This is a genomic window from Peribacillus sp. B65 (assembly GCF_058513295.1).
The window spans coordinates 2,430,782-2,450,007 of the sequence record NZ_CP195840.1 but is presented as its reverse complement, the minus strand read 5'-3'; the positions used below and the strand labels follow the sequence as shown (position 1 = coordinate 2,450,007).

14 protein-coding genes are annotated in these 19,226 nt (G+C 41.0%); 7 read left to right on the top strand and 7 right to left on the bottom strand.

The window, feature by feature from the left end:
• The first annotated feature begins 199 nt into the window (after positions 1 to 199).
• Positions 200 to 1,615, top strand: coding sequence for an alkaline phosphatase (locus ACSR9O_RS11995; protein ID WP_491724448.1), 1,416 nt, complete (start codon positions 200 to 202; stop codon positions 1,613 to 1,615).
• Between the two features lie 60 nt (positions 1,616 to 1,675).
• The gene (locus tag ACSR9O_RS11990) at positions 1,676 to 1,894 is read left to right on the top strand and encodes a hypothetical protein (RefSeq protein WP_491724447.1); all 219 of its coding nucleotides are present in this window, start codon (positions 1,676 to 1,678) and stop codon (positions 1,892 to 1,894) included.
• A 61-nt stretch (positions 1,895 to 1,955) separates the two neighbouring features.
• Here the strand turns inward: ACSR9O_RS11990 and ACSR9O_RS11985 are convergent, their stop codons facing one another.
• The 3 genes from ACSR9O_RS11985 to ACSR9O_RS11975 form a co-directional block, all read right to left on the bottom strand.
• Positions 1,956 to 4,025: a SpoIID/LytB domain-containing protein gene (locus ACSR9O_RS11985; RefSeq protein ID WP_491724446.1), complete on the bottom strand. Its 2,070-nt coding sequence runs from the start codon at positions 4,023 to 4,025 to the stop codon at positions 1,956 to 1,958.
• Positions 4,026 to 4,283: 258 nt separating this feature from the next.
• On the bottom strand, positions 4,284 to 6,290 hold the full coding sequence (locus ACSR9O_RS11980) for a penicillin-binding transpeptidase domain-containing protein (RefSeq protein ID WP_491724445.1): 2,007 nt from the start codon (positions 6,288 to 6,290) through the stop codon (positions 4,284 to 4,286).
• 374 nt (positions 6,291 to 6,664) lie between these two features.
• Entirely contained in the window at positions 6,665 to 8,101 is a 1,437-nt protein-coding gene (locus tag ACSR9O_RS11975) for a magnesium transporter CorA family protein (RefSeq protein WP_230176132.1), read from the bottom strand.
• Between the two features lie 459 nt (positions 8,102 to 8,560).
• Between ACSR9O_RS11975 and ACSR9O_RS11970 the strand changes: the two genes are divergently transcribed.
• Positions 8,561 to 8,704 carry a hypothetical protein gene (locus tag ACSR9O_RS11970; protein WP_157831067.1) on the top strand — a complete coding sequence of 48 codons (144 nt, stop codon included), beginning with the start codon at positions 8,561 to 8,563 and terminating at the stop codon, positions 8,702 to 8,704.
• A gap of 28 nt (positions 8,705 to 8,732) precedes the next feature.
• Here ACSR9O_RS11970 and ACSR9O_RS11965 read toward each other — a convergent pair whose 3' ends face one another.
• The gene (locus ACSR9O_RS11965; RefSeq protein ID WP_101223795.1) at positions 8,733 to 9,050 is read right to left on the bottom strand and encodes a hypothetical protein; all 318 of its coding nucleotides are present in this window, start codon (positions 9,048 to 9,050) and stop codon (positions 8,733 to 8,735) included.
• Between the two features lie 548 nt (positions 9,051 to 9,598).
• On the opposite strand from ACSR9O_RS11965, the gene ACSR9O_RS11960 reads away from it, so the two are divergent.
• The 3 genes from ACSR9O_RS11960 (at position 9,599) to ACSR9O_RS11950 (ending at position 15,782) form a co-directional block, all read left to right on the top strand.
• Positions 9,599 to 10,492: a helix-turn-helix domain-containing protein gene (locus ACSR9O_RS11960; protein ID WP_101223796.1), complete on the top strand. Its 894-nt coding sequence runs from the start codon at positions 9,599 to 9,601 to the stop codon at positions 10,490 to 10,492.
• Between the two features lie 699 nt (positions 10,493 to 11,191).
• Positions 11,192 to 12,817, top strand: coding sequence for a hypothetical protein (locus ACSR9O_RS11955; RefSeq protein ID WP_101223797.1), 1,626 nt, complete (start codon positions 11,192 to 11,194; stop codon positions 12,815 to 12,817).
• A complete protein-coding gene (locus ACSR9O_RS11950; protein WP_491724444.1) occupies positions 12,810 to 15,782 on the top strand; it encodes a DEAD/DEAH box helicase in 2,973 nt (990 codons plus the stop codon). The genes ACSR9O_RS11955 and ACSR9O_RS11950 overlap by 8 nt, the downstream gene beginning before the upstream one ends.
• A gap of 158 nt (positions 15,783 to 15,940) precedes the next feature.
• Here ACSR9O_RS11950 and ACSR9O_RS11945 read toward each other — a convergent pair whose 3' ends face one another.
• Complete coding sequence (locus tag ACSR9O_RS11945) at positions 15,941 to 16,549, bottom strand: LysE/ArgO family amino acid transporter (RefSeq protein ID WP_491724443.1); 609 nt, start codon at positions 16,547 to 16,549, stop codon at positions 15,941 to 15,943.
• Between the two features lie 31 nt (positions 16,550 to 16,580).
• On the opposite strand from ACSR9O_RS11945, the gene ACSR9O_RS11940 reads away from it, so the two are divergent.
• Positions 16,581 to 18,143 carry an aminotransferase-like domain-containing protein gene (locus ACSR9O_RS11940; protein WP_491724442.1) on the top strand — a complete coding sequence of 521 codons (1,563 nt, stop codon included), beginning with the start codon at positions 16,581 to 16,583 and terminating at the stop codon, positions 18,141 to 18,143.
• Positions 18,144 to 18,277: 134 nt separating this feature from the next.
• Here the strand turns inward: ACSR9O_RS11940 and ACSR9O_RS11935 are convergent, their stop codons facing one another.
• The gene (locus ACSR9O_RS11935; RefSeq protein ID WP_402943391.1) at positions 18,278 to 18,694 is read right to left on the bottom strand and encodes a hypothetical protein; all 417 of its coding nucleotides are present in this window, start codon (positions 18,692 to 18,694) and stop codon (positions 18,278 to 18,280) included.
• Positions 18,695 to 18,843: 149 nt separating this feature from the next.
• Entirely contained in the window at positions 18,844 to 19,173 is a 330-nt protein-coding gene (locus ACSR9O_RS11930; RefSeq protein WP_491724441.1) for a hypothetical protein, read from the bottom strand.
• Positions 19,174 to 19,226: the final 53 nt, after the last annotated feature.

The following is a 19,226-nucleotide window of genomic DNA, read 5'->3' as shown; positions in this document are numbered from 1 at the left end:
TTTACTGTTTATAAATTATCAACTTCATATTGTAATTATATAGAAATTCTTTCTTTTTTTGAAAGATAAATTACGCAAAAACCGACTGGTTGCCGGTAACAGTGCTAAAAAGATTAGCTCCATCCTGAATATCAGGGAGGGGTTTTTTTATCGATTTAGACAAATAATAGGAAGACTTTCACCCAATGGAGGATTACAGATGAATAAAACATCCAGACATAAACCACATCGCTTTGGATTATTCGTTCTTATGATTTGTTTTATTTGCATGAGCTCCCCTATTCAAGCAGAATCAAAAAACACCCCCAAGAATGTCATATTGCTGATTGGCGACGGCATGGGGTTAGGGGCGATAGAAATTGCCCGGCAATTGGAATATGGAAAGACAGGTGCACTGCATTTGGAAAAACTGGAGCATGTTGCCCTGATGCGCACGTATTCCGCCAATAATTACGTCACTGACTCGGCAGCAGGAGGATCCGCGATTGCCACTGGTATAAAAACGAACAATGAATCGATCGGAGTCGATGCCAATGGTTCCGAGGTCGATAGTGTATTGGATGCCTTTCAGAACAATGGAAAAAAAGTCGGGATCATCTCAACCAATATGGTAGTCGATGCCACCCCCGCTGCCTTTGGTGCAAGTGTTCCTAACCGCTGGACAGGCGGCGCAAATATCGCGAGGCAGCTCTTTGATAACCGGATCGACGTCATCCTCGGCGGAGGTGCCAGCTATTTCGAGGCGGATAAGCAGAAAGGCGAGGATTTAATCGGTAAATTTAAACAAGCTGGCTATGGGATTACGACGACTAAAGAAGAACTTAGTTCCATAAATAAACCGGAAAAACTTTTAGGATTATTTCACCCTACCTATATGAATTTTAAACTGGATAAAGAAGTATTACATTCTCAAGAACCATCTCTAACCGAAATGACATCCAAAGCGTTGGATATTTTATCACGGGGTGATAAGGGATTTTTCTTGATGGCCGAAGGTGCGCGTATTGACCATATGGAGCATGCAGCTGATATCACTGGAATATGGAAAGAAACGATTGAATTTGACCAAACGGTGAAAGAGGTTGTAAATTGGGCAAAAAATCGAAATGATACGTTGATCGTTGTACTTGCAGACCACGAAACAATGGGGACCTCCGCTTCTGAAACAATGGATATCACGGCATTAAAAAAAATCAGGGTTTCATCTGAATATATGTCCAAACAGCTTACATTCGATAAAAATAATGAAATCAATCCAGAAAGCGTCGTTTCCACATTCAAAAAGTATGCACATATATCCCTTACGGATCAGGAAGTCGATCAATTCATCGATAACGTAAGAAAAAATAAAACGCTTGTCTATCCACAGCATCAAATAGATTGGGAAATCGGAAGCACCATCGCCAGGCATTATAAGGCGGGTATAGCTGATCGAAGCATACGGGCGGCCAGTTCCACAGGAGGGCACACAGCCAATATGATTCCCGTTTTCGCTTCGGGTCCAGGCAGTGAAGCCTTTGATGGAGTCATTGAAAATACGGATATTTCGAAAATCATCACAAAAGCCGCCGGTGTTCCGTTCACACCCGGGCAGCATAAAACAAAAGAGGAATGACATCATTACATTTCTTCCTCATTAACCGTCTGGATTTTTTCGATATTCCTTTCTTTTGAGATGTTTACTCAAGTTTTGGGGCATTTCTTTGAAGTTTTGGAGCATTTACTCATGAGGTTGGTGAATCTGCTCATTGATCTGCGATTTACTCGTGAATTTGAGGCGCTTACTCGTGAGTTTGGTGCTTTTACTCGTGAGTTTGCGCCCTTTACTCGTGAGTTTAGTGCATTTACTCGTGAGTTTGCGATTTACTCGCGAATTCGTGCTGTTTTCTTGTAAGTGTAGTGCTTTTACTCTTTATAAGGTCAAAAAAAGACGCCATACATGGCGTCCTACTCATTTATTTTTTTATGTGCTTTTTTAATACATACCCAATTTGGCTTCCCTTTTTCACTTTATACCATTCATCTTGTTGAGCCAGTATCGTTACGGCTTGTTCCCTGTGAAGAGTGCCAATCGTTTCAGAAGCTGCATTTCTACTTTCTTTAATAGATAATTCGTTTGCTTTCACTATTCCCGTCGTCTTCCTAATCGAGATTTTCGTTGAAATGGTTTTCTGATTGTCACTCTCATCCTTAGCGGAGATTTTTACCGTAAATATCCCGTTGGACATATTTTTGAAATCCCAGGTTGCCGATTGACTGCCTTTATGGAACTGCCTTTCAGAAAGGATGCCGACAACCTTACCTTTACTGTTCTTGATTTCCACCGTTACATTAGCGTTTTCATTAATTGAATACGTTATGTTCGCTTTCTCGGTACTGTAATCACCCGATGTTTTGACATCCGTGATTTTAGGTGCCGACGTATCTCTACTGATTTTTATCGCCATTGTTTCCAAACCTTCATTCCCGCCTCGTTCCATTGCTGATAATTCTGCTTCATATGTCCCGTTACTTACCGCTATTATGTTCCAGATAGCTGAATGGGTACCCTTTTTCATTGTTTGATCACGGACTGGGCTAGCTAAGGCATTACCTTTCCTATCTTTAATCGTGAGAGTTACCACAGCATCTTCTTTTAGGGAGTATGTGATTCCAACCTCATCATTTAAATGATCCGTCTTCGCTTTCATGTTTACTGAATTCGGTTCTTCCTTTACAACAATATCCGTTTTAGATCCAGCGCCTGGTCCATATTCCTTTTCTATAATTGTGTCAGGATAATAAAAACCCAAAATATCTTGATATGAGTGTCCTGCTTCCGCTCTGTTTTTCGCTCCAAACTGACTTAGTCCGACCCCATGCCCATATCCTGATCCTTCGATTGCAATTTTGGAAGGATCGGAAGATGAATGGTCAACCAAATAGCTTTTCATCACCTCTTGCCCCACCATGCCCCTGATTTTGGAAGCCGCTACATTAGTAAGCTTAACCGTTTGCTGCAAAAGTTTTCCCCTATCATCAACGAGATCCCTTACATAGAAATTCATTTGTATGGAGCCTTTCGTAACCCGACCTCCCGTTTTTTCATCTGTAAAAGTTAACAAGGGAATCTCCGTTATTTTAATATCTTTCTTCGCATATCCATTATTCGTCAGCCAAGCCTTCAGCTTCGGCACAACCGTTTTATCTTTTTCCTCTACACTTGTCCACCATTCTTCAGGTTTAGATAAATCCATTTTTGACAGGTCGATTTGCTGCTTGTCCAGCGTTATCGACCAATTGGTTTTTGAATCATAGAAATCTTTTTTGATAGATAAATATGCAAGAGGGTTGCCTCTTGACCAAACATTTGAATTCGATTCGGTCATCCCTCCATTGCTTGATGAAAAGAACGCTTCGATTATTTCGCCATCATGTTTGATTACCATGCCCTTTGTCTGATCAATGGCTGAATCAGTTCGATAATGACCGGCAGCCCCGCCATATACTTGGTAAGAAACTGTATCATCAATGATTGACGATTGATGGCGAAGTGCATACGTCCGGGCGGCAATCGCCTGTGCTTTTAAGGCTTCGGCATGCCATAGTGCGGGCATCTCCAGCGGGACAACGCCCTTTAGATAATCTTCAATGTAAACAGCATTGATTGGCCGGATGTAACCGTCCTCCACTGTAAATGTCATTGAGCCTTGATACGGACGGCCGTTTATGGACAATGAAGCTTCAGGTTTAACTGGCATTACCTTAAAGGAAGCATAAGATCCCGTTTTCTGAGAACCTTTGTAAACGGCAAGTTCAGCCGACTCCGCTTTCAGAGTCAGACTTTCACCCGCCTTGATGAATATCTCTCCCCCTGAATTACGGTAGTCCCCGGTTGCCGTTATTTTAACACTGGTTCTATTCCCCAAATAATTCTTCAGTTTCACTTCCATTGTTGTATTCTCTTCCACAGCCGTTGCTTCATGAGAAGGAAATGCAAAAAAAGTGATAAAGAAAGCGATAAACAAATACTTTAAACTTCTCATTCCCCTTCATCCTCATTCCTTTTCTATTTATCTTTTCAAGACTTTTGAATTAACCCTGTTCAATCTATTGGCATGAGAAAACTATTTACTTGTAGGTTACTGAACTCTCTTTTTACATTCTGTATGTACGCCGCATTATCCTTCAAATCCGGCTTTATTGTGTAATCGGAATCCACAACCAAAATAAAAGCAGGACATGGAAGAAACCATGTCCTGCTTTTATTTTGGTAAATGCTTGCTGATGGGTGACTTTTTTCTTTACTTCAAATACTTCTTCAACACCGGTTTCATTTGATCGACAACGACATGGCTGCCGCCTCGGCCTTTTACATCTTCAATCATCCATGCCATGAGAAGTTCCGGGTCTTCTGTGTCCATGGCAACGAACCAGCCATTTTCTGTTCCGTCCGCATTTTTGGATGCCTTGATTTCAGCAGTTCCTGTTTTAGCAGCGATTTTGATGCCAAGATCATCTATTCCATGTCCGCTTCCCTTAGGATGTTCCACTACTTGTGCCAGCATCTTGGTGACCTGATTTGCTTGGTCAGCTGATATCGCATTTTCTTTCCATATTTTCTTTTCTATTTTATCTCCTGTTATTAACGAAGGTGTCGGGATGTTCCCTGCATTCAAAAAGGCTGAATAGGTCATGGCGAGATGGAGCGTACTCATTTGGACTTGCGCTTGACCATATCCAGCGTCAGCCAAACGTCCCTCACTATCGATCTTACCGATGCTCGATGCTTTGATCGGATAATCGTAATTCAAAGGCTCATCAAATCCGAATGCCTTGAGTCCATTTGTGAATTTTTCCTTACCAAGCCCCAGAGCTTTTTGGGCAAAGTAAATATTGTCTGAATAAATTAAAGCCTTTTCCATATCGATTGGAACCCCAGGGTCCGAAACCCTTGTAATGGAATGATCTTTCCATGTCGATTTGGCCCATGTTTTCCCTTGAATATTGATCGACTCTTTCGGATCCACGCCATTTTTCAAAGCGATTGCCGCAGTGATGGCCTTAATGGTTGAACCAGGTGCAAACGTCGAACTGAAACGGTTCAAAAGTGGTTTTTCCGGGTCTTCTTCAAGCGCTTTTTGTTCCGCATTCGTTATTCCGAAAATATATTTATTAGGATCGAATGACGGACTTGAAACAAGTGCAAGCGTTTCGCCTGTCTTCGGATCAATTGCCGATGCCGATCCGGCTTCGTTCTTATATTGTTTGAAGATATCCTTTTGAAGCTCGGCGTCGATGGTCAATGTAATTGTTTCTCCCTCTTCAGCAGGCTTTTCAGCAATCACTTTTTCTTCGCCATCTTCGGCTCTAATAAAGATTTTACCGCCAGGTTTGCCTTTAAGCCGCGCTTCCAAAACTTCCTCAAGACCGCGTTTGCCAATAACATCACTTGCTGTATATCCTTTTCCTTTCAATTTCTCCAGATCTTCGGCCGATGCCTCACCGACATATCCAATTAGATGGGCAGTAGCCTCTTTATATGGATATATGCGTTCTTCCGTATTATTGACAGATACACCAGCAATGCTTAATAGCTTTTCCAAGGTTGCATTATTATCATTTGACATTTTCTTGATGGGCACGAAATAGCTTGGCTTTACCCATGTTTGTTTTAATTTCTGATTCACTTCGTCGGTGGACATATTAAGGATTCCAGCGACCTTTTTAACCGTTTCGGATTCATTGGCCATTTTCTCTGGCACGATTCCCACTTCTGCAACCGTTCCATTCATGGCAAGGCCGCGTTCATTTCTATCGACAATTTCCCCGCGAATGGCTGGATACGATTCAACCGATACCTTCTCGCCAGCTTTCAATTGAGGGAATATGTAGCTTTCATCCCACTTGATATACCAATTTTCTTCCTCGCCTTCCCCTTCCTTGACAAGTGTCGCTTTATGATCAGAGCTGACAGCACCCGCCATAGTGGACATATCAACGGTATATGAAAGGCTTACCTTTTCCCCATCTTTATGGTCTTTCTCTTCTTTTGGCTGTTTATAGTCCACCTTTAATTGGTCGGCTTCTATGCCCGTATAGATTTTCTCATAACGCTTAGCAAATTCATCCGCACTGATTTTCTTCTTTGTCTCAGGCGACAGATACTCGTACATCTTCGCAAAATCCTGTTTATTCCAAAGCTTCGTGTATGCCGCAAAGCGATCTTCCGGACTTGGCTCATCCGAGCATCCGGCCAGAAACAATACGCTCAACAACAATAAGCTGGAAACTAAAGCTAGTTTCTTCATGATTTCCTCCTAATGAATAGTTAGAATGATATACCTATAGTTTAGCAAAATATTAGGGGAATGGGGGATTTTACATGCCGAATTTCTTCATTTTTCTAATGAACCATGTTTTTTCTAAAACAAAAGTCCTGTACATTATGTACAGGACTTTTGTTTTAGAAAAAATAGATGAAGGTCCAGTTCACAAAAAAGATCAAGTTGATTTAAGGAATCAGCTCCCTTTCTGCCGGGTCTGCTAACAAAGGAAACCCGCAGGCGGAAAGCCAGCGCCTAGAGACAACGTTCAAAATTGTACAAACCCTAAAAAACGTAGGCAAACTCAATCTTCATCGAGTTTGCCTACAGCCTGGGTCATGTACATAATGTTCAGGATTCTAGAGCATTCTTTTTTTTCGGCTTTTTTTCTCTTGGAGCCATTTTTTCAGGAAGATAAAGCCCAGGATGGCCGAAATGATGAGACCGCTTGTCGTTACAATAACAGCTACCCATTCGTATAAGGTGTAATCCATATACGCTTTCCATGGTAATTTCCCTTTCCAATCTTCAATATATAGATTCATTCCGAATATCCCGGAGACTACCGTATAAATCGTTAGTATTTGCAAAAGATAATTACTTCTTTTCCCAGACAGTTTATCCTGATTTTGATAAAGGTAGGAAAGTGTTTCCTTCACCTCACTGTAGAGAGGGGCAATCCTGAAGGCTTCATCCGTTTTTTTGAAAAGCTCTTTACCGATTGCCGTACTATTCACTTCAGTGAATAAGTACTTTGCAGAAAACTGAGTGATCATGAAAATCAGCTGTTCTGTATCCGATTGATCTTTTTCCACATCTATCTGGGAATGTTCATGAGCCAATTTGAGCAGTACGATTTTATAATAGAAGAAAAGCAACAATGAATAAAAATGCTGGCCATACATTTCGCTTGCCAGTTCCTGTTCCAGTTTACCTGTAGCTTTCGTGACACACGCGAAATGATACATGCTAGTTACATAATAGGTTTCCTTGCCCCACCTGTCATATACTCTTTCTTGATAATACTTTTCTATATAATCAGGATTTAATGCACCTATATATGGTTCACCATCATTGTCATACCCGTTCAGTTCACTGATCCGGAATAAGTCATTTTTAGATATATCACGATCCTCAGGGAATGCCGTATAACTGATCACGTACATCCTTTCATCGATGAAGAAGGGCAAACTGCCAAAATAGGTCGGGTCCGCTTGTTCTTCATCCATATATTCCTCAATTGGCGGCAATAGTTCATTGAAGATGAAATCCTTCACTTGTTCATACTGATTTTCCCGACAGCCGACTTTCGTTTTTTCCTCATCATCAGCAATCGGTTCAAGGATTCGGAATGTATCGCCAAAATAGAGCACATCATCATGTGAAAGCCCTTCAGGTAAAGTAACACGAAGGTTCATCATGCCAATATGAAATGGGCATATGAAGATATCGATAGAGTTAATAATAAATGGGGTATTTAGATAGGGTGATTCGAAGGTACAATCAATATCCAGTTTTTTCGTGAAACGCCGCAAGCCTTCCTTCTGTTTGGCATTACTCGGAAATAAAATTGGCTCGATGTAAGGCATGAAATACTTTTCCAGTTTACGGTGCGAAACTTTATGGCCACCGTAAAATTGATTTTGTTGTTCCATATCTTTCAAGTTCAAAAAAACGAAATTGTCCTCAAACAACTTTTCCACAAACTTTTCAATCTTATTTCCTTCAAGCGTAAATGGAAAAATGTACTGCTGGAAAGTTCGCTTCGTCGGATCATTCTTTACTTTCACATCCATAAAATATATTCCTCCGATTAAACTGCGATTAACACAGGTTTAATTCATCTTGTTTCTTATATTTACCCATGTATATACAAACAAAACGAAACATATTATAGAAAAAAAGTGGACAAATTATCCAAATAAAAAAGATCCCCCAAGCATATACATGGGGGCCATCGAAAAGAGTTCTTCAACCCTCTTCACTTTAGGGTACTAGAAACTGATGTTTCTAATGAAAAATCCGATATTCGGACCATTTTAACATTTATTTTAAGTATGATAAAATACGAAATTCCTCCATATTTGGGCTTTACCTCTTATAATCATCTAATAAATCCTTATATGCAGGGATTCACAGAAGAAAATATAACTACAGGAATATTTGCAAGATCTTCTGTTCATCCTTTTATCATTAAAATCACGTTTTAACTAAGAAAAAAATGGGTAAATAAAAAAAAGCAAAGGAGAGACATCATGAAATCCGATAGCAATAAACAACACTTTAAATTTTTTGAAAGAACAAATAACGCTAAACCAAGTAAGCGGAAACAAATGAGCGATTTCATTAAAAAGAAAATGAATGCTCAAAACAGTCATTTAAATGGCAAAAACTCATGACATGTGGGATGTCATGAGTTTTTATCTTTTAAAATGCGATTTCATTACCTTGAAGATTGTGCTTCACACATTTCTTGATACCGATTACATTCAAAAAATGTTGAATCTTCTTCATCGAGGTCGCCTGATATTCATCTACAATGGAAAACTCTTTAAGATAAGCGATTTTTTCTTGTACATCTGTATCTATATGATCTTGGCTGGATTCTTTATCATCTGATTTTTTGCATGTGTACACCACAGCTTCACCAATTTTCCTGGTTGCCTTATCAAAATAAAAAGAAAACACAATGGCACATTCATCATCGTAAAAAGAGGGTTGAACTTTCATATTAATATCAATCATTAACCTTACACCTCTCTCCGTTTTGTTATATACACTATAACAAAAGCATTAAGAGGAAATAGGCGTTACAAACTACGCTCACGTTTCTTCAACACCTACCAAATGGACCTTACACCCCCCATTCATAGATAATTATAACTACAGGAATATGCGCAAAAGAATAATCATCATTTAATAATAATAAAAAAAACATCTTCAATTGAAGATGCTTGAATGATTGATAAGAAGCTTCATTTATTTATTTATATAAACCTGGAAGTTCTGCGTAAAGGCCTGGTAATTCGCTTGGGACTATAACAAAAGCAGCGATGATAAGAAAAGATACGACTAATGCTTTAGTACTTTTTTTCATAGGTCATTCCTCCTTTTCTTTTAAAAAAATATTGGTTAAAATAGAAAATAATTCTATAGTTATATTTAACCACAATTCTTAAAGTCATATATTTCGACTAAAGAATCTATTTAAACCGTTCAGGACCTGTACATACCGCTTTCACCGATTTTTCATAACAAAATATAACTCTAGGCATATTTTAAGGAGAATCAAAATGGATTTTTTTGCAGTTGGACAAAAGATCAAAGAGCTACGTAAACAAATCGGGCTTTCCCAGGAAGAGTTGGCAACCGGTATTTGTACACAAGCACAGATCAGTAAGATTGAAAAGGGCGATGTCTATCCATATGCATCCACTCTCTACTTAATTTCCCAACGTTTAGGCGTTGATGTAAACTATTTTTTCGATATTGGAATGACCCCTAGGCTGGATTACGTGGAAGAAGTGATTTATCAATTAAAAATAGCCAGAAGAACCCGAAATTATGAGGAAATGCAGCAAATTGTAAAGGCTGAGGAAAACAGTCCCCTCTTTCTTCAAAATAAAAAGAATCATCAATTGATTCTTTGGCACAAGGGAATATACGAATATGAAAAAAATAAAGATTTAGATAAAGCCATAGAATTCATCAATAAGGCCATCTCCATTACTCATACGACCGATAAAATTTATTCGGAACGGGAGCTTGAAATCCTAAGCAGTCTTGGTGTAATGTATGTTGCCGAAGAACAATACGAAAATGCATTTGCCTTGTTAAGGAAAGCTTTAGATCACTTGAAAGCCCTGCCCTTCTTGACGGATAAAACGCTAAAGACGCGCCTATCCTATAATTTTGGCAGAGTGCTAACACGCCTTGGCCGATACGGAGAGTCCATTGCCTGCTGCCAAGATGCCATAAAGTGGTGCCTCGAACATGATCAATTATATGCTTTAGCGGATTTACATTACCATTTAGGATACAATTTTGAACTCGTAGGTAACTTTGAAGAGGCAAAAGAGTACTTGGAAAAATCTGCGTTTCTATTCAAATTACAAAAAAACCATACCTTTGTTACATTCATCAACAAAAAGCTGGACAGTTGGAAGAACGAAATGAAAATAAACTAATTCTATAATTTGGAGCCATTTCCCCGGGAATGGCTCCAAATTATAGACAAACTCGATGCCTCCAGTCACTCGCTTTCCGCGGGCGGTCCGTTCTCGGGTCCTATGCGCCTGCGGGTCTCCACTTGACGCTCTTCCCCCGCAGGAGTCTCGCACATTGTTCCAATCTACTTTGTATTAAATTTATATATAGAACCCCTTTTGTCTACAAATTGAGCCATTCAACAGGAGTATATAATTTCTCACACTCATCATTTCCAAAACCTCTAATCTACATTTTAAATTCCAAGCCAAAATGAAGTATAATAAAGAGATGCTTCAAAAAAGCAATTTTAAAAAAGATTCCTGCCTCATCACTTGGTATTGTGAAGCGTGATGAGGATGAAGGTTTTGAGGCATGTTAAAGTGATTGCCAGTTATTCCTGTTTATATCCGAACCGCTTATATTCAAGGGGATTTTTGACGATATTGACTTTTACAGGGTCTTTATGAATATACGGCTAGAAGCATTGATGGTTTGTTCGATTAAATGGATTAGAACGTACAGAGAACGGCCATAGTCCGGCATTCGATCTGGGATGTAATTTATGCACCCAAAGAAATAAGCCCAGGCGGGATTACGATAAGTTAAAGAACTGATGGTTCATGATCATACAAAAATATAATTTTGGTATACAGGGCTTGTCCCTGAAGGAGGAGAGTATGGAGCGGGAGTTGTTGTTAGTTGGGGAGCGGCTGGCGGAATTTTTGGAGGCCGGGGATCCGGAAGATTCGGATGTGGTGAATCAAGGGCTCCAGTTATACCGTCAGGGGCTCGTTGATATTAAAGAAGAAGCGGCGGATACGATTGCAGCTGAGGTACAGGATGTGACACGCTTTAAGGCCAGGCTGAATCTGCTCTTCCCTCAGGATGGAAGCTGTACATGTGATTCAAGGTTCATTTGCCGGCATCAAATGGCCGTTTTCTTTTCTGCATATTCTGAACACGCTAGTGTTTCCGAATGGCTGAGCGATTGGAAAGCACCAAAAAAAACCTCAACGGCCCAAGCACTGCAGCAAGTGAAACCGGCAAGTGAATTACTTAAACAGGCGGCAGGGAAATCCATCATCTTAGATAAAAGCTATCCATCATGGAAGCAATTCGTGAATGATGAATTTGCTGAACATGTGGAGCCTCATATAGGCGAGGCTACTTATATGATTGAAAATCACATACAAACTTACTTTAAACGCCTTAGCTCAAAAGCTCCAATGGAAAGGGAATGGAAATTACTTTATCATTTCGTTACCCAATTTTGCACGATGCAGCAGACACTGAGAATGATTCAGCTGCATAAAAGTGAGACGCAAACGATCAGGGTCTTTTATGCACTTGCCGTCGACCTTGCAGAGGAGCTTCATGAAACGGTACAGCCGCTTAGCAGGCAAGCGAGGCCCTTCGCCTTTGATCCCTTCGTTTTTAGCATCAAGGAAGATGTAGCTAAACTGCTGGATGGAGGAGAAGGCCTCGAATACGAAAAGATCGACCTTTACCGGGAGATATGGAGCTACTTATTCTCCAACTCCTCATGGCGTAAAGAGGAACTGGAACGAATCAATAAAGAACTTCCCGAGAAGTATATGGGCACCACTGAGAGGACGTCCTATTCCCTCGCAGCGATTCACCTATCCCTTTTGGAGAACCATGATAAACAAGCAATTGGGCTTCTTCATGAATTGAAGAACGAAGCCTGTCCATACATTTTTTATTGGCTGAATCTCTTGGCTGAATCCGACAACCGGGCACGGGCTATCCCTTTCATTGAATTCATCAATAATAATGTCCAGGAGTTCCTTGCCGGTTTATCCGATTATTATAAACGGGTAGATTTCGTCCGTACCTTTACGACTTTAATTAACAGTTGCTGTTATAAATTAAAACGGACCGATTTGCTTGAGAAATTTTACAGGGCCACCCTTCCGCACAGCTATTGGAACTATGCAAACTTCCTTTTTGAACAAGGACAATATAAAAAATGGGTGGAGATGCATATTTACTCAGAAATCAGCATTGACTTAATCAGCAGTGAATCCATCAAAGAAGTGGTCTCAAAAGAACCGGAACTAATCCTGCCGCTTTATTATCATGCGGTCCAGGAAAAAGTTTCTTTGAAAAATCGGCCTGCTTATAAGCAAGCTGTCCGTTATTTGAAAAGGATGCGCACCATCTATAAGAAGAGCAAAAAGGAAGACGTATTCGAACGTTATATACTTTATGTAGCAGATTCGACCAAACGGCTTCGCGCTTTCCAAGAAGAACTAAAAAGGGGTAAGCTTATCGATGTTTAATCCAGGGAAATTAAAAATCAAAATAGCCGCTCTCGAAAACGGAACTTACGCCCTTGGTGTCGTCAATGAAGAAAGTACCTTCCTCACCACGAATTATATACGCAGGCTGTTATTCAACTGGGATGACGCAAGCTTTTATGGCACTAAAATGACTACGGATATAGTGGATGGAAATCAAGTATTCATTCTTGACGCTTGGGGACTTCTCAATTTTTTTGCGAGGGAAAGCTTCAACTCCTTCATAGAATGGGAATGGTCCGAGATATCCTCCCTTTGCCTGTCAGCAGCTCCCGTTCTTCATGAATCCATTGAAGCTGGAATCCCCGTACCGGATTTCACCAATCTTCAATTGGACTCCATCGGCTGGAAGCTGCCGGAGGAAGTGGAAGAGGAATTCGTCCCTTCCTTTTGGGAAGAAGAAATATCTTTGGATCTTCCTTCACCTGAACTGGAAACCAACCGTACTTTTATCGAAAAGTGGTATAACGGTGCCGCTAATATGTATTTAAAAAACTATTCACCCATGCAGCATAAATGGAGTGAAGCCGTCGGGGCATTAAAGGATACTCGACTTTCTCCCGAAGAATTGCAGGCCTTTTTTGACAAGGACAGCTGGCAGGAATGGCTCGGTACCCTGCCCGATCCCAAGCCATTCACTATAGGTCTCCGTTTAACTGAGCCTCCAGATGGCAACGGGCCTTGGATGCTCGATGTTACCCTTCGTTCCAAAAGGGATGAGAATATCATTGAAACATATACAGGAAAAAAACTTCCGCGCGGCTGGAATAAGTATGCAAGTGATGTGGTGCGTGCTACGAAACGCTGGCAACTCGTCGTGCCCTGGCTTGGGGAGAATGGCCGTCTGAAAAGGGAGATTTCAGAAACGGATGCATGGGAGTTCTTGACCGATGCAAGCGAAAAGCTCCTGTTTCTTGGCGTCGAAATTCTCCTTCCATCGTGGTGGCTTGCCTTGAAGGAGTCCTCATTGAAGGTCAAAGCGAAAGTGAAGAGCCAATCGAACCGCGGCCCTTCTTATGTCGGGTTAAAAGCTTTAATGGACTTTGATTGGCGGTTCTCATTAAATGGCAAGGAGCTCACTGAGGCGGAGTTCGAGGAGCTCGTCAATGAAAAAAGGCGGCTTGTCTTCATCCGCGGCCAATGGGTCAAGCTTGACCCTGCTTTCATTAAGCAAATTCAGGAGCTGATGGAAACAGCGAATGAAAAAGGCATCCAACTGACTGACTTGCTGCAGCAGGAACTGTTGAATGGCATGAATGAAGATGGCGATGTCGATTCTGAAAACGACGAAATGCTCCGGATTCAATTTGAATTGAACCAGGAGCTCCGTAAAATGGTGGGAAGGCTCCGGGAAACCAAAAACATATCCATCCTGCCCGTCCCTAATGCACTTCAAGGTGATTTACGCCCCTATCAAAAACTGGGCATGAGCTGGCTCCTTTTTTTAAGGGAGCATGGTTTTGGTGCTTGTCTAGCCGACGATATGGGACTTGGAAAAACCGTCCAGATGATTGCCTACCTACTTCATGTTAAAGGCAAAGAAATGGTCGGTAAAGAGCTGCCCACTGCGCCCAAGGATGAACAAAAGAGTGAACCGATCATCGTCGAAGAGGATAGTAGCGCGGAGAGCAGTGATGAGGGTGAAGTCATTACCACTGCCCCTGAATCCGTCCCTGTACAATCGGCGCTCATCGTCTGCCCGACATCGGTACTTGGCAACTGGCAAAAAGAATTGGAAAAATTCGCTCCATCACTTAAAGTTCACCTACACTACGGATCGAATCGTGCTAAAGGTGAGGCATTTACTAAACTGGCAGCCGATCATGATATTGTCTTAACATCATATGGACTGACCCACCAAGATGTGGCTGAACTGACCTCCATCCATTGGAGCAGTGTTATCCTTGATGAAGCACAAAACATCAAGAATGCCCAAACGAAGCAATCCAAAGCGGTCCGCAAGCTAAATGGCAGACATCATATCGCCCTATCGGGTACGCCGATGGAAAACCGTTTAAGTGAGCTATGGGCGATTTTCGACTTCATCAACAAAGGTTATCTCGGAACGCTAGGTCAGTTTCAGGAAAAATATGTGGCGACCATCGAGCGTGATGATCAGAAGGATAAAATCAAGGAATTGCAGCGTTTGATACAGCCATTTTTGCTTCGCCGTACAAAGCGTGATAAAGAAGTCGCTCTTAATCTTCCGGATAAGCAAGAACAAAAGGAATTCGTACCGCTTACCACCGAGCAAGCATCGTTGTATGAGCAACTGATTAAAGATACATTCACTGATATCGAACAACTATCTGCCTTTGAAAGAAAAGGCATCATCCTCCAGATGCTGAATAAGCTAAAGCAGCTTTGCAATCATCCAGCTCTTTACTTAAAAGAAGTGGAAAAGGAAAACATCATGAAGGCAACTAACCGATCTGGCAAACTCGAGAAGCTGACCGAGCTTATCGATGCTGTCCGCGAACAGGATGAAAGCTGTCTCATTTTCACACAATATATCGGGATGGGCAATATGATTAAAGAATTGCTGGAAAAACGATATGGCTTTGAAGTGCCATTCCTGAACGGGAGTGCGAACAAGAAGCAGCGTGATGAAATGATCACGCGATTCCAAGATGGGGATTTCCCTATTTTCATACTCTCGTTGAAAGCAGGCGGCACTGGGCTTAATCTTACAGAAGCAAACCACGTGATTCACTATGATCGCTGGTGGAACCCAGCTGTTGAAAATCAAGCCACCGACCGTGCTTACCGAATTGGGCAACAGCGTTTCGTTCACGTTCATAAGCTAATCTGCACAGGGACCCTGGAAGAAAAAATCGACCAGATGCTTGATAAAAAGCAAGCCCTGAACGACGAGATCATCAGCAGTGACAACTGGATCACCGAACTTTCCACAGAGGAAATCAAGGACCTGGTTGCTCTTCAATAAACCCGCTCTCACGATTTGAAGAAGAATGAGGTCAGGTTGTTAACTTATAAGGAAAAAAAGGGGAATGCAATTCGATATGCATTCCCCTTTTTTATACATACGCGTCCTGTAACTTTATTGAATACCTGGTATGGCCAGGTTCAAATGCATGTCTTTTATCAAAAAATCGATTTAACCATATAAAGAGCTGTGATCCAAATGATGATTGCAGAAATTTTATTTAATATTCCAAGGAATTTACCAGATGTATCAACCTTTTTCAGCAATCGTCCCGCAAGACATAATCCATGGAACCAGCACCATGACACAAAGATGCACGTTGCGGTGAAAATCATTTTATCTTTTCCTGAATAAACAAGTGAGCTCGAACCGATTACACCTATCGTATCCAAGATTGCATGCGGATTCAGTAATGACACGGATAGAGCAAATACAATTTGTTTTTTGGTCGACATCTGCATGGATTGGTCACCTGACTGTGAGTTCGATTTGGCAAACCAAATCTGAAAACCCATATACAATAAAAATATAACTCCGATTATGATTAATGTAAGGCGCAACCAATCATATTGCATGACAACCAACGAAACACCTAAAATAGCTAACAAAATGAGCAGTGTATCACAAATTGCAGCTGTTATCGTTGCTGGCAATGCTTTTTTTATTGTAGGTTGGATTGCTCCTTGATTAAAAATGAATACATTTTGCACTCCCAACGGAAGTATCAGCCCCAATGCCAATAATAATCCATGAAAAAATGGCCCCATACGAATACCCCCTCCTTTCAAATTCAGTATAATGAAAAAAACAAAGGAATTGACCATCCAATTGGTTGGCTTTCAAACCATCCAATTGGTTGGCTTTCAAACCAACCAATTTATATTGAATACAGAACATGAAAGGAGTGGTTTTCGTATGTTTATCGAATGGAGACCAAACCGTACTTCCGACCAATCACTTCACCTGCAAATAGTGGATTGGATCAAACAACAAATTACACGAGGGGAATGGCCAGTTAGTACCAAGCTTCCATCACAACGTTCATTGGCCGACTCATTTGGGGTAAACCGAAGTACCATCATCACAGCCATTGATGAATTGATTGCTGATGGATTATTGGAAACTAAGGTTGGGGCCGGCACATTCGTTTCCAATAATACATGGAATGTGCTCGTCTCAAGCAAACAGCCCGACTGGAAAAACTATGTCCGGAATGGACTCTATGAACCTAATTTAAAAACGATTCAGGACATTAATCAGTATGAAACGGACACTGCCATCATCAGATTAGGCACGGGCGAACTATCTCCAGCTCTATTGCCTGCAAAACAAATCGAAAAGACGTTGCGATCCACTTCTTTTGATGCCCACTCTTTAGGCTATTCCGAACCCAAGGGTGATAAGAGACTTCGTCAATGTATAAGTGCTTATTTAGAAACAAAAGGGATCAACGCGAGTCCCAGCTCCCTCATGGTCGTTTCTGGCGGGCTTCAGGCACTCCAGTTGATATCAGTCGGTTTACTTCAAAAGGGATCGATGATTTTACATGAATCCCCTTCCTATTTAAATTCCGTTCACCCTTTTCAATCTGCGGGCATGCACTTAGTAGGTTTATCAATACAAGGCCGGGAAAGTATCCCGACACAAATAAAGCACATCAACGGAAGGAAGAAAGCGTCACTATTTTATACTGTTCCAACGTTTAACAATCCAACGAATACTACATGGTCAAAAGAAGAAAGACTTAACCTCCTATCACTATGCAAAAAGGAACAGATCCCGATTATTGAAGATGACGTATATAGTGATTTGTGGTTTGATAATGAACCACCGCCTCCATTAAAATCCCTTGATGCAGATGGCCTTGTATTGCATATTGGCAGCATGTCCAAAACATTAAGCCCAGGATTGCGTATCGGATGGATTGCTGGCCCAATAACTGTGATTGAACGTTTAGCGGACATTAAAATGCAAATGGATTATGGTTCAAGTGCACTTTCCCAGCACCTTGTGGCGGAATGGTTAGCAAATGGGCAATATTCAAAGCATTTAAAGTGGCTAAGGCATGAGTTGATAGGACGCAGAGATTTTACATTAACTCTTCTCAATCAATATTTTAAGGGACTGGCTGAATGGCAAATACCTCAAGGCGGATTTTATATATGGTTAAAATTATGTAAACCAATCGTGAATTCAAACCTTTTCAGGCAAGTGTTAAAGGAAAACATACTTCTTAATCCGGGATACATATACGAACCAAATAACCATACACATATACGGCTTTCATATTCATACGCCTCGGAGGAACAATTAGCTTATGGCATCCAAACCCTTTCAAAGATCATCCGGCGGTTGGTTTGACATCTTGAAAGATTGGAGAGGCATTAATGGAGCTGCCGTGGCAGCTCCATCCTTATTGAGTAAAGTAACTTTTCGTATGAATTATTCGGAAATCTCATACCTTACAACGTCCTGCCTAAAAATGTTAGGGATTTTCATGGGGTAGCAGCTTTCATCTTTACGTTCCTCTCTTTTTGCTGGATGATGAAAAAAGAATGGTGATAGCCATGATTGATCATGATATGATCGAGGATTGCAGTAAGCGCCTCACCCTTATTCGGCTGATATGTCTCTGAACTTTCTTCAATGATGATTTTTTCTTGGTGGGGGTCATAATTAATAGATGTTTTAGCACCTTCTTCAAAAAAAGAAAGGGTTACCTCCTGACATAGAGGAAAATCCTGATAAGGTGAATCAGAGCGGAGATCCTTTTCAAAGGGAGAATGGACGTGCTGAAGTGCATCAAAGAAACTCGGTTTTGTAAGATATGACCTGTCGCTTCCTCTCCTTTCGAATTTCACTGTAATTGCAATACTAGTTACTTTATTGCTAGATTTCTTCTTATAATTCATAGATACCCTCCTTTCAATAAGACCTTTATACCTAATTCTTTTATCCTATTCGATATACCTGCCGGATAATGAAAAAACTTCCTCACTAAGAGATTTCCATATTAGCACGGTGAAAACGCAAGGAACTACACCATAATCTACTAAAGAATTCATTCATCAAATCCATACTCGGGAAATCTTATTACGCAAAAACAGCCCTCTTGGATAAGAGGGCTCATACTGTAGACAAATTCGAACGAGTTTGCCCGCAGTTTTTTCTTTGAAAACGTCCAGTTTATTTCAGAAATCCGCTCCCTTTCCGCCGACTGTCTGCCAAGCCTCCTCGACGCAAGCGTCTGTGGGGTCTCGGCTAGCCAGTTATTCGGCAGGAGTGTCGCAAATTTCTTCAATTTAATGGTGGTTTCATTCCATATTAAAAGGTAAAAATTCATGAAGGATAACCAAGTCTTCTTTTTATAATCATGGTTCGGGTAGTCCATTCGGAACCCCCTTTTTGTACGAAGGAAAGCAAGTTTGCCTACAGTATTATTTT